At 70.8% G+C, this 11,599-nt stretch carries 12 protein-coding genes; 3 read left to right on the top strand and 9 right to left on the bottom strand.

Going from position 1 to position 11,599, the window contains the following annotated elements:
• Positions 1 to 2: 2 nt before the first annotated feature.
• The 5 genes from ACH4TL_RS09440 to ACH4TL_RS09420 form a co-directional block, all read right to left on the bottom strand.
• Positions 3 to 458, bottom strand: a complete 456-nt coding sequence (locus tag ACH4TL_RS09440) for a peroxiredoxin (protein ID WP_398309450.1) — start codon at positions 456 to 458, stop codon at positions 3 to 5.
• A 97-nt stretch (positions 459 to 555) separates the two neighbouring features.
• Positions 556 to 1,752, bottom strand: coding sequence for a Gfo/Idh/MocA family protein (locus ACH4TL_RS09435; RefSeq protein ID WP_398309454.1), 1,197 nt, complete (start codon positions 1,750 to 1,752; stop codon positions 556 to 558).
• 40 nt (positions 1,753 to 1,792) lie between these two features.
• Complete coding sequence (locus tag ACH4TL_RS09430) at positions 1,793 to 3,172, bottom strand: ABC transporter substrate-binding protein (RefSeq protein WP_398309457.1); 1,380 nt, start codon at positions 3,170 to 3,172, stop codon at positions 1,793 to 1,795.
• Between the two features lie 9 nt (positions 3,173 to 3,181).
• A complete protein-coding gene (locus ACH4TL_RS09425) occupies positions 3,182 to 4,129 on the bottom strand; it encodes a carbohydrate ABC transporter permease (protein WP_398309461.1) in 948 nt (315 codons plus the stop codon).
• Positions 4,130 to 4,139: 10 nt separating this feature from the next.
• Entirely contained in the window at positions 4,140 to 5,066 is a 927-nt protein-coding gene (locus ACH4TL_RS09420) for a carbohydrate ABC transporter permease (RefSeq protein ID WP_398309464.1), read from the bottom strand.
• A gap of 183 nt (positions 5,067 to 5,249) precedes the next feature.
• Between ACH4TL_RS09420 and ACH4TL_RS09415 the strand changes: the two genes are divergently transcribed.
• Positions 5,250 to 6,419, top strand: coding sequence for an ROK family protein (locus ACH4TL_RS09415; protein WP_398311512.1), 1,170 nt, complete (start codon positions 5,250 to 5,252; stop codon positions 6,417 to 6,419).
• A gap of 53 nt (positions 6,420 to 6,472) precedes the next feature.
• Here the strand turns inward: ACH4TL_RS09415 and ACH4TL_RS09410 are convergent, their stop codons facing one another.
• The 4 genes from ACH4TL_RS09410 to ACH4TL_RS09395 all read right to left on the bottom strand — a co-directional run bounded on the left by ACH4TL_RS09410 (position 6,473) and on the right by ACH4TL_RS09395 (position 9,562).
• The gene (locus tag ACH4TL_RS09410) at positions 6,473 to 6,781 is read right to left on the bottom strand and encodes a hypothetical protein (protein ID WP_398309467.1); all 309 of its coding nucleotides are present in this window, start codon (positions 6,779 to 6,781) and stop codon (positions 6,473 to 6,475) included.
• Positions 6,782 to 6,817: 36 nt separating this feature from the next.
• Positions 6,818 to 8,101, bottom strand: coding sequence for an amidase (locus ACH4TL_RS09405; protein WP_398309471.1), 1,284 nt, complete (start codon positions 8,099 to 8,101; stop codon positions 6,818 to 6,820).
• 35 nt (positions 8,102 to 8,136) lie between these two features.
• Entirely contained in the window at positions 8,137 to 8,982 is an 846-nt protein-coding gene (locus ACH4TL_RS09400; RefSeq protein WP_398309474.1) for a family 16 glycosylhydrolase, read from the bottom strand.
• A 160-nt stretch (positions 8,983 to 9,142) separates the two neighbouring features.
• Positions 9,143 to 9,562 carry an ankyrin repeat domain-containing protein gene (locus ACH4TL_RS09395; protein WP_398309479.1) on the bottom strand — a complete coding sequence of 140 codons (420 nt, stop codon included), beginning with the start codon at positions 9,560 to 9,562 and terminating at the stop codon, positions 9,143 to 9,145.
• 211 nt (positions 9,563 to 9,773) lie between these two features.
• Here ACH4TL_RS09395 and ACH4TL_RS09390 point away from each other — a divergent pair, with 211 nt between their 5' ends.
• Together ACH4TL_RS09390 and ACH4TL_RS09385 are read left to right on the top strand one after the other, a co-directional pair.
• The gene (locus ACH4TL_RS09390) at positions 9,774 to 9,968 is read left to right on the top strand and encodes a hypothetical protein (protein ID WP_398309482.1); all 195 of its coding nucleotides are present in this window, start codon (positions 9,774 to 9,776) and stop codon (positions 9,966 to 9,968) included.
• 1 nt (position 9,969) lies between these two features.
• Positions 9,970 to 11,568: a hypothetical protein gene (locus ACH4TL_RS09385; RefSeq protein ID WP_398309485.1), complete on the top strand. Its 1,599-nt coding sequence runs from the start codon at positions 9,970 to 9,972 to the stop codon at positions 11,566 to 11,568.
• Positions 11,569 to 11,599: the final 31 nt, after the last annotated feature.

Below are 11,599 nucleotides of genomic sequence, written 5' to 3'. Positions count from 1 at the left end.
CGCTACGCGGCCCGGCGCCGGAGCGCGTCGAGCGCCCGGTCCGCGTGCACCCCCATCCGGAACTCGCTCCGGACGATCTCCAGCACCCGGCGATCGGTGTCGACCACAAAGGTGACCCGCTTGGTCGGTACGGCCGCGATACCGCGCTTCACCCCGAACCGCTCCCGCACCGTGCCCTCCGGATCCGACAGCAGCGGATAGCCGAAGGAGTACGCACGGGCGAACTCGGCCTGCTTCTCGACCGCGTCGGCGCTGATGCCGACCGGTTCGGCGCCCAGTTCCCGGAACTCCGCCGCGATGTCGCGGAAGTGGCAGGCCTGCTTGGTGCAGCCGGGCGTGAAGGCCGCCGGATAGAAGAACAGCACGACCGGGCCTTTCGCCAGCAGCCCGCTCAGGGTGCGGATGTCACCGCTCTCGTCGGGAAGTTCGAAGTCCTCGACCACATCACCGATGTCCATGAGGATCAAGCTATACGGCCGGACCGCCGGAGGGTGTGGCGATCCCGGGGCGATCCCCGGGCGATCCCTCCGGCGGTCCGGCTCACGGCGCGGGCCGTTATGCGGGGGCGTCCCCGAAGTCCGGGATGTCCAGGCGGGCGCCGCCCTGGAGCGCGGACCGGTGGGCGACGATGCCCGGCAGGGTGTAGCGGGCCGCGACCCAGGCGTTCACCGTGGGCAGGGTGCGGGTGGTGACGGCGGTGACGAAGTCGTCGACGAGGAAGTGGTGGCTGCCCTCGTGCCCGTTGGGCAGCTGGGCGAACTCCTTCGGCAGCCGCGACCGGTCGTGCACGGGCGCGCTGCCCGAGGTGAAGGCGTCCCGCAGCGCGGGGGCGACCTCGGCGAGCGACGGATCGTCGGGGGACAGCGTCGGCGCGGGCTGGAGGTGCGCGGAGACGTCCTCGACCCCCTTCTTGTCCTGCCAGAAGCTGACAGTGGCGAGCTGTTCGAGACTGCCCTCGGTGCCAAAGAAGCGGAATCGCGACTCGCGGATGTGCGAGGGGTAGCCGACCCGCCGGAACTCGTTGATGCGGAACGACCCGCCCCCTGCCGCCTCGAAGAGCGCGGTGGCGTTGGAGAAGTCGTTGTCGAACTGGCTGACCTCCCGGTCGAAGACCCCGTCCCCCCGCTCGTCGCGGACGCCTATCGCGGACACGCTCACCGCGTGGGTCTGCCAGGCGCCCAGCACCCCGCCGACCGAGTGGGTGGGGTAGAGCAGCGGCGGATAGCTGGCGGTGGACTTCCAGTGCTCCCCGCCGCTGTACTGGTACGCCTCGTAGAAGCCGAGATCCATGTCGTGGACGTAGTCGCCCTCGGCGTAGAACAGCCGGCCGAAGCCGCCCTCGGTGATCTTCTGCCGGGCGTAGACGGTGGCCGGGTTGTACTGGCTGGTCTCGCCCATCATGTACGTCAGCCCGGTCTCCCGGACGGCGTCGATGATGGCGGCGATCTCCTCCTCGCTGACCGCCATCGGCACGGCGGAGTACACATGCTTCCCCGCGCGCAGGGCCTGGACGACGAGGGGACCGTGGGTCCAGCGCTGGGTGAACAGCGCGACGGCGTCCACGTCGGATTCCAGCATGGCCTCGAACGTGGGGTGGGTCCCGGCCAGCCCGTACTGGGAGACCAGCCGGTCAGCGCGCTCGGGCAGCAGATCGGTGACGGTGACGTCCCCGACGCCCGGATGGGCCTGGAACAGCTTGGCGAACTGGCCGGCGAACTGCCCGGCGCCGACGATGCCAAGGGTGAACGGCATGGAAGACCCTTTCACTGGTCAAAAGTCACTGATCGAAAAGTCACTGGTCGAAGAGGAAGTTGATCTGCCCGTTGGTGCGGTCGAGCACGCGGGACGCGGACGCCCCGTTGGCGTAGATGTCCTGGAGCGCGGGGGTCATCAGGGCCTGGACGTCGGCGGCGTAATTGGTGATCGGGAAGGAGAACGTCGTCCGGTCGGCGACTGGCCGGGTGAAGGCGGAGACGTCGAGGCCGTCCTTCTTGTACGCGGCGATGGCGGCGTCGGTGCCCGCCTTGGTCGCGGGGAAGACGATGCCGTGTTCACCGACCTTCTTCTGGCAGGCGTTCGACGCCAGATAGGCCACCCACTTCTCCGCGCCCTTCTTGTTCTTCGCGTGCTTGCTGATGGAGTCGGCGAGGCCGTTCATCATGGTGGCGCGGTGGCCGGACGGGCCGACGGGGGTCAGGGCGGTGCCGACGTCGACGCCCTTGAGCCCGGCGAAGGTCGAGATCATCCAGGAGCCGTGCATCGCGACGGCGGCCTTGCCCGAACCCAGCTGGGTCTGTGGCTGATTGGATTCCGACCAGTCCTCGAACGGCGGCATGTAGCCCTTCTTCGCCAGGCCGTAGTACCACGCGATGGTGTCCTTGAAGGCGGCCTGGTCGTAGTTGTAGTGGTCGCCCCACACCTTCTTGTTGGTGAACTGCCAGCCGGTCGACGCCGCGAAGGGGCTCCACTGGGTCTGGCCGCTGTCGATGCCGTCGACGTTGGTGGCCAGTCCGTAGGTGCGTACGTGGTTCTTGTCGAAGCCCGGCTCGTCTCCCCGGACGCCGTTCCGGTCGACGGTGAGATGGGCGATGGCCTTCTCGAAGGTGCCGCCGTCCCGGGGGTTCCAGGTCAGGGAGTCGAGCTGCCCGGCGGAGATCCCGGCGGCCTTGGCCATCTTCTTGTTGTAGAAGAGGGCGACGGTGTCCCAGTCCTTCGGGGCGCCGTAACGATGGCCGTCCTGGCCGATCCACGAGGCGCCGAGACCGGGCTGGTAGTCGGCGTTCTTGATGCCCTTGGTGGCGGGCAGCTCATCCAGCGGGGCCAGCACGCCGAGGTCGGTGAACTGGGCGAACTTGGAGACGTGGTCGGTGAAGACATCGGGCGCGGTGTCCGCGATGAACGCGGCGGTGAGCTTGGTCCAGTAGTCGTCCCACCCGACCTGGCTGATCTTGACCTTGAGCCCGGGGTTGTCCTTCTCGAAGCCCTTCGCGCACGCCTCGTAGGCGGGCAGCTGATTGGCGTCCCAGAGCCAGTAGCTGACGGTCCGCTGCGCGGAGACCGAGGAGGAGCCCTGCGGTGCGCAGCCCGCCACGAGGGTGAGCGCCGCGGCCCCGCCGAGCGCTACCGCGGTGCGGAGTGCGCGAGGTGCGCGGAAGGTTCGTACCGTTGCCATCGCTGCCTCCTACTTGATTCCGGTGAAGCCGACGGAGTTGACGATGCGCCGGGCGAAGGCGGCGAACAGCAGGAGCATCGGGAGGGCTGCGATCAGCGTCGCCGACATCAGCCCGGCCCAGTCCACCCCGGTCTGCGGCGACTGGGCGCGGAAGATGCTCAGCGCGACGGTGAGCACCCGGGAGCTGTCGCTGTACGACACCATGAGCGGCCAGAAGTAGTCGTTCCAGGCCGTCATGTAGGTGAGGACGGCGAGGGTCGCGATCGGCGCTCCGGACATCGGCAGGATGACCCGGAAGAAGACCCGCACCTTGCCCGCCCCGTCCAGCAGCGCGGCCTCCTCGATCTCCGCGGGGATGTTCATGAAGAACTGGCGGAGGAAGAAGACGGCGAACGGCGTCATGAACATCGTGGGCAGCGCGATGCCCAGCAGACTGTCGACCAGCCCCAGCTCCTTGATGAGTACGAAGTTCGGCAGCAGGGTGAAGATGGCGGGCACCATCAGCCCGGCGAGCACCACCCCGAACACGGTGTCCCGGCCGCGCCATTTCAGGCGCGCGAAGGCGTAGGCGGCCATGGCGGAGAACAGCACCTGGCAGCCGGTGATCACGGTCGAGACGAGCACCGAGTTGAGCAGATAGCGAAAGAAGTTGAGGCTGCCGCCCGAACCGCCCTGGGCTAGGGCGTCCTTGGTGCTCTGGAGTCCCAGGACCCGGGCGAAGCCGCCGAGGCTGATGTCGACGGGCAGCAGGGAGGAGGGGTGGGCGGCGAGCGCGGTGTTGGTGGACAGCGCGGTCCGCAGGATCCAGTAGAAGGGGAAGAGCGTCACCACCATGATCCCGCCCATGAGGGCCCAGGCGAGGACGCGGCCGGGCGAGGGCCTGCGCCGCACCCTGAGCACGGGCCGGGTGGTGGCGGGGCTCGGGGCGCCGAGCTTCGCGGATGTCGCCAATGCCATGACGGGCTCCCTAGCCGAGGTCGGTCTGGCCGGCCTTGGTGAGCCGGTACTGGACGATGGTGATCACGCTGAGGACGATCAGCAGCGCGACGGACATCGCCGAGGCGTAGCCGAACTGGAAGCGTCCGAACGCGGCGCCGTAGATGTAGTACTGGAGCACGTTGGTGGCGTTGGCCGGGCCTCCGTCGGTGGTGACGGCGACCGTGTCGAACACCTGGAACGACCCGATGACGGTCATGATGAGCACCAGCGCGAGGATCGGCCGCAGCAGGGGCAGGGAGATCCTCCAGAACATCCGCCACTCCCCCGCCCCGTCGATCCGGCCCGCCTCGTACATGTCCTTGGGGATCGCCTGGAGCCCGGCGAAGAGCAGCAGGGCCGTGTAGCCCACGTGCCGCCAGACGTTGACGAGGGCGATGGTCGGGATGGCCCACGTCTGGCTGCCGAAGAAGGCGATGTGGCCGAGGCCGAGGGCGCCGAGTATCTGGTTGCCGATGCCGAGCTGGGTGTCGAGCATCCACAGGAAGACGATGCCGGTGACCACGTTCGACACCAGATACGGGGTGAGCACGATGCCGCGGACCAGCGCCGACTGGGTCAGCCGCTGCATCAGGACGGCGATGAGCAGGGCCACCACCGTCTGCACCCCGATGTTCAGGACCACATAGGTGACGGTGACGCGCAACGAGCCCCAGAAGATCGGGTCGTTGACCATGCGCACGTAGTTGTCCAGGCCCACCCACTCCGGCGGGGTCAGCAGGTTGAAGCGGGTGAAGCTCAGATAGATGCCGCGCAGGGTGGGCCAGAGGAGGAAGACGAGGAACCCGAACAGGGCGGGTGCGATGAACGCCGCCGCGAGCAGCCCGTCGCCGCGGGCGTCCCGGCGGCGGGCGCCCGGGTGGTGGGTGCCCGCGCGGTGGGGCGAGGCGATGGCCATAAGACTCCCTTGTCCGTCTGGTCCGTGACGTGGTCCATGGCCGATTAGTTTTGTGACGAAAAAATAGAGCTGTCAAGACCCCTGCACGGGGTGTGGAAAACCCGTTGTCCACAGCCCTCGACCCCGCCATTGTTTTCGTCGGGAAAGATATATAGGCTCCAGGATGTGGATGATGACGGCTCGATGAGTGCGCTGGCGGCCAGTTGGGCACCGCTGAGTCCCGCCGAGCGGGCGGTGGCGATCGAAGTGCTGATGCACGGGCCGCTCTCGCGCGGCGACATCGCCAGACGGCTGGATCTGTCGGCGGGCAGCCTCACCCGGCTGACCAAGCCGCTGATCGAGTCCGGGCTGCTGGTCGAGGAGGCATGGCCCGCCGCGTCCCGTCCGGCCCGGCCCAACGGACAGGGGCGCCCCTCCCAGCCGCTGGACATCGTGGCCGAGTCCCGCTACTTCGCCGGGTTCAAGATCACCGGCGATGCGGTGTACGGCGTGGTCACCACGCTCAAGAGCGAGGTCGTGGCCCAGCGGACCCGCCCGCTGGGCACCCATGACCCCGAGGAGATCGCGGACCTCCTCCAGGAGTGCGTCCAGGACTTCAGCCGCGACTTCCCCCGGCTGGCCGGGATCGGCGTGGGCGTCGGCGGCCATGTCCGGGGCCGGTCGACCGTCGTCGACTCCGCCTTCCTGGACTGGGACGACGTCCCGTTCGCCGAGCTGCTGGAGCGGCGCACCGGGCTGCCGGTGGTGGTGGAGAACGACGTGGTGGCCCTCACCGAGGCCGAGACCTGGTTCGGCGCGGGGCGCGGGCTGGACCGCTTCGTCGTGCTCACGATCGGCGCGGGCATCGGATACAGCCTGGTCATCGGCGGCACCCTGGTCCGCGGCGCGGAGGACGGCCACGGCCTCGGCAAGCGCTGGATCATCGACCCGCACGGTCCGCTCACCCCGGACGGGGAGCGCGGCAGCGCGGTCGCGATGCTGTCCATCCCGAACATCCGCTACCAGGTGCAGGCCGCACTGGGCCGCGAGATCGACTATCCGGGCATTCTCGCCCTCGCCGCGTCCGGCGACCCGGTCACCGGCCGGGTGATCGACGAGGCGGGGCGGGGCCTCGGCATCCTGGTGGCGCAGATCGCCAACTTCGCGATGCCGCAGAAGATCGTGCTCGCCGGGGAGGGCGTCGGCCTGGTCGACGTGGCGGGCGAGACGATCCACCGGACCATCGCCGCCCATCGCCATCCGCTGGCGGATCCGGTCGATCTGGAGACCAAGGTCTCCGACTTCAACGACTGGGCGCGGGGCGCCGCCGTGCTGGCCATCCAGGTGCTCGTCCTCGGCAAGACCGACGGCTAGGACGGCTGGGGCCGATAGGACGGATCGTCAGCCTCCGGCCCGGCCGCGGGGTTTCAGTACCGCAAGCGGGCCGTGTGACCGTCGATCCGCAGGATGCACTCCGTGAACAGCGCCATCGGGGCGCTGCCGTCCGCGGGGACCAGCCGCAGTTCGAGGTCCATGATGGATCTGATGACCTGGGCGGTCCGGCTGCCGTCGGGGTCCGGGCCGCGCAGCGCGGACCATGACTCGAACTTGTCCCGGGCGTTCTCCCAGGCCGGTCCGGGCGTGAAGTGGCACAGGAAAACCGGCTGATCGACACCGTACTGCCGTAACTCGCCGACCGTGGCCTCACCCTGCATAAGCCACCACGTGGCAGACATCGCGCCCCCAACTCGGTACATGGGACTGGATACAGATCATACGGGTGCGGAAGGTCCGCCGAGGACCAACTCGATTCCGGGGCCCCACTCCAGCAGCCGCTCGTCCGCCCCCGGACGGGCCACGCACTGCAGGCCGAGTGGAAGGGAGCCCGCCGCCCGGCCAGCGGGCAGACCGAGGACCGGCAGTCCGGCCACGCTCCAGGGGAGGCACATGATCGAGTCACCCGTGCTGGCGAGGCCGCGCGGCGCCGGGCCCGTGGCCCCCGGGGCGATCCACAGGTCGATGCCCTCCACGTCCATCGCCGCGATCAGCCGCTCCCGGTAGCGCTCGCGATCGCGCAGGGCCGAGGCGTAGGTGTCCCGGTCGATCCGCTGCCCCTGCCGGATCGCGGTGACCGTCTGCTCCCGGTACAGCTCGCCGTAGCGCGGGAACCACTCGGCGTGGGTGCGGGCGACCTCGTAGCGGTTGATCACCCGCTGCCGGGCGACCAGGGTGTCGACGTCGGCCGGGAACGGGATCCGGCGGACCGGGAATCCGGCGTCGGCCAGCCGCCGCGCCCGCTCCTCGAAGGCGTCCAGCGCCGCCGGCTCCGCCCGGCCGAGGTACGGACCGGTCGGCACGGCGAGCACCGGCCGCGGCCCCTCCCCCGGGACCCCGCCGACCGGGACCCCGCCGACCGGGACCGGCCGCCAGTCGTCGCACAGCACGGCCGCCGCCGGGCTCAGTCCGTACGTGTCCGGGGCGAACAGGCCCACGGTGTCGAAGGTCGGCACGTTGGGGATGACGCCGTCGGCCGGGATGCGGCCGTGGGTCGGCTTGAAGCCGACGACCCCGCAGTACGCGGCCGGGCGGATCATCGAGCCGATCGTCTGGGTGCCGATGGCGAGCGGCACCATGCCCGCGGCGACGGCCGCCGCCGAACCGCTGCTGGAGCCGCCGGGGGTGTGGGCCACATCGTGCGGATTGCGGGTCGGGCCGGGCGCGGTGACGGCGAACTCGGCGGTGACGGTCTTGCCCGCCACCAGCGCGCCCGCCGCCCGCAACCGGCCGACCAGCGACGCCTGCGGACCGGCCAGCGCCTCGGCGGGGACGGCCGAACCGGCGCGCGTGGGCAGCCCGTCGACGTGCACGATGTCCTTGACGCCGACCGGCACCCCGTACAGCGGCGGCCGGTCGGCGGGGTCGGGCCACCGCTCGGCCGCCGCCCGCACCTCGCGCCGCAGCCGGTCGCGTCGGCCGGGCTCGGGGACGAAGGCGTGGATGCGGCGGTCGGCGGCCTCGATCCGGTCGCAGATGTCCATGGGCGGCGCGGTGTCCATGAGCGGCAAGGCTACGGCCGCGCGGGGACACGGCGTCAGTTGCCGCCGGTCACCTTCACGTAGTCGACCACCAGCTGCTGCGGGAAGGTGGTGCTGCCGTCCGGGTCGCCGGGCCAGTAGCCGCCGACCGCGAGGTTGAGGATGAGATAGAAGCCGTGGTCGAAGACCCAGCGATTGCCGTTCAGATCGGCGGGGGTGCGGGTCTGGTAGACGTTGCCGTCCACCGACCAGGTGATCTTGCCCGGCGACCAGTCGACGGCGAACGTGTGGAAGGCGTCGGCGAACTTCGCCCCGCCCGGGAGGGTGTAGCCCGCGCCGATGCCGCCAGAGCCGGAGTAGCCGGGGCCGTGGATCGTGCCGTGGACGGTGCTGGGCTCGAAGCCCACGTTCTCCATCACGTCGATCTCACCGCAGTTGGGCCAGCCCGCGCTGCCGATGTCGTTGCCCAGCATCCAGAACGCGGGCCACATGCCCTGGCCGCGCGGCAGCTTCATGCGGGCCTCGACATGGCCGTAGGCGGTGGTGAAGGTGCGGGCGGTGGAGAGGCGGGCGGAGGTGTACTCGCAGCGGCCGTACCAGCAGTTGTAGTTGGCGGGGTTCTCCTTGCGGGCGGTGATGACGAGGTTGCCCTGACCGTCCAGCGCGGCGTTCTTCGTACCGTCCGTGTAGTACTGCCGCTCGTGGTTGTTGACGTTGTCGCCGGTCTCGTAGCCCCATCTGCCGCCGTCGACCGCGCCGCCCGCCGGGCCGTCGAAGTTCTCGGTGAAGGCCGCGGCGGAGGTGCGCTCCCCGGCGGCGGCCGGTGCGGTGAACCACGGGGTGGCGGCGAGAGCGGTGGCCGAGAGCAGGCCGATCAGGGTGGTTCGCAGCGTCCTTCGCATGGCGCAGATGCCTTCCTGTGTGGGGGTCCCGGGCCGACGGCCGGGGAGGGAAGGTGCGCGCCATAATCTCCAGCGCCGCGCTGCCCATGTCAACAGGTCTGGACCAACCCCGTCGATCCTTCGATACGTACGGAGTTGGCCCGACCCGTCGCTCCCTGCGCTACGCGCCCGCGGGGCCGAACAGCGCGAGCAGGTCGTCGCGCCCGAACATGCGCGCCGTGTCGACCGCCGAGGGGGAGCCCGCGCGCGGGTCGGCACCGGCGGCCAGCAGGACCCGCAGCACCTCCTCCTCGCCCTTGAAGGCCGCCCCGGCGATGGGGGTCTGCCCCCGGTCGCTGACGCGGTTGGGGTCGGCGCCGCGCTCCAGCAGGGCGGACACGACCGCGGCATGGCCGTGGTAGGCGGCCAGCATGAGCAGCGAATCGCCCTTGTCGTCGGTGAGGTTGGCCGGAACGCCCGCGTCCACGTAGGCGGCGAGCGTGTCGGTGTCACCGTGCCGGGCCAGGTCGAAGACCTTGGCCGCCAGCTGGAGCACCTCCGGGTCGTGCGCGGGTTCGCTCTCGGGGTTCGGTGCGCTCATCGCGTATCGCCTCCGGCTTCGCTAGCTGTGCGTTCACTGCCTGTGCATGCCGCTACCCGCGCACACGCCACCTGTGCATGTGATCACCGGCACGTGACCATTGTGGCGCCTGCGTCACCAATCTCCCCGTTTGCACCTTTCCTCGGATGGATACATGCTGTGACCCTGAAATGACTCATGGTGAGCATCCCCCACCAGCCAGGAGACCGAGATGATCCTGTCCATTTCCGGTGTCGTCCTGCTCGGCATCGTCGTCTTCATCTTCTTCCGCAAAGACGGCCTCAAGCCATCCCACGGCGTCGTCTGCGCCCTCTTCGGCTTCTACCTCTCGAGCACCGCCATCGCCCCGAGCATCAAGGCCGGTGGTGCGAGCCTCGCCGGCCTGCTGGGCGGGATCAAGATCTGACGTGGGCCTGCCACCACTCCCCCGGCTCCGGATCGGCGGCGCCGGGGGCGTCCCGTTCCGCCGCGGCCGCGAGTTCGCCCGCACCGCGGCCGACAGCGCCGCCGACGTCCTCCATCCGCTGTTCGCCCTCTCCCGCGGCCTCGGGGTGCTCGCCGCCGGAGTGCGGCGCCGCTGGGTGGACCTCCCGGGCGAACAGCGGGGGCCCGCGTTCTTCGTCGCGGCCGCCTGCGTGTTCGTGGTCTTCCTGCTGCCGTACGGGCCGCTGGCCTCGGGCGTCGGCCTGCTCGCCGCCGCGGCCTGGGCGGGCCGCGCACGCGCCGCCGCCTCCCCCGAACCGGGCGCCGACGGGACCGAGCGGCTGCGCCTGATCTACGAGGCGCTGGTGCCGTACTTCGCCGCCGCCGAGGACCCGGACCCGCTCTACAGCCACGGCGGGGATTGGGCGCGTCCGTTCGAGTCGTTCGACTTCGGCGAGGACGGGCGGCCGACCCGGCTGGTGCTGCGGTACCCCGCGTACTTCACGGACGGCGAGGCCGGGTCCCGGGCCCGCATCGAGCAGTTGCTGTACGCGAAGTCGGGGCGCGACCGGGAATACTTGTTCACCTGGGACGAGGAGGCGAACCGGCTCACCCTGGCGGTGCTGCCCGCCCTGTCCACCGCGATCTGCGCCCAGCGCTTCGTCACCGCGCCGGGCGAGACGGTGCTCGGCTTCACGGACGCGTCCTCCGTACGGCGGACCCTGCCGGTGCTGGAGGGCGACGACGAGACGGCTCAGGACGCCGACGCGGAGGAGCCGGACGGCGCGACGACGACCCGGGACGTGCCGCCCGTCGTCTGGCGCACCGGGCCGCGCTCCACCGAACCGCATCTGCTGGCGCTCGGCCGCCCCGGCAGCGGCACCACCACCCTGCTCCGCTCGATCCTGCTCCAGGCGCTGCCGCACGGCGACGTGCTGGTGGTGGACGGCAGCGGGACCGGCGAGTACGCGTGCCTCAGCGGCCGGTCCGGGGTGCTGGCCGTGGAATGCGGGCTCGCCGGGGTGCTGGCGACGCTGGAGTGGGCCGGGCACGAGACCGAACGGCGGCTGCTCGCCGCCAACCGCGCCCGCCAGTTCGGCCATCCGCCGCCGGAGGACGTCCAGCGTCCGCTGTGGATCGTGCTGGACCGGCCGTCGGCGCTCAGCCCTGTGGCGGCCGCCGACGGCCGTACGGACCCCCAGGAGCTGCTCCAGGTGCCGCTGCGGCACGGGCGGGCGGCGAACGTACGGGTCGTGGTGGCCGATCAGCTCGACGCGGCGGAGGGGCTGAGCGAGGCCGTACGGTTCCACACCCGCGCCCGGGTCGTCCTGGGCCCGGCGTCACTCGACCAGACCACCGCCGTACTGGGCGCCCCGCCGCCCACCACCCCGGTGCCGGAGGTACCGGCGGGCCGGGGGTACGCGCGGCTCGGCGCGGGCCCGGTGCACCGGCTCCAGGTACCGGCCACGCCCGACCCGTACGACGACGCGACGAGCGAGGGCCAGCGGCGGGCCGTGCTGCGGCTGCTGCCGGGTCCCGAGACGGGCTCCCCGGACGAGCGGACGGTGGTCACGAAGGGGTGACCACCACCTCCGGGCCCGGCAGGTAAGGGAC

Origin of the sequence: Streptomyces sp. NPDC021115, assembly GCF_044333065.1 — a bacterium.
Classification (GTDB): domain Bacteria; phylum Actinomycetota; class Actinomycetes; order Streptomycetales; family Streptomycetaceae; genus Streptomyces.
This window is presented reverse-complemented; position numbering and strand designations above follow the sequence as displayed.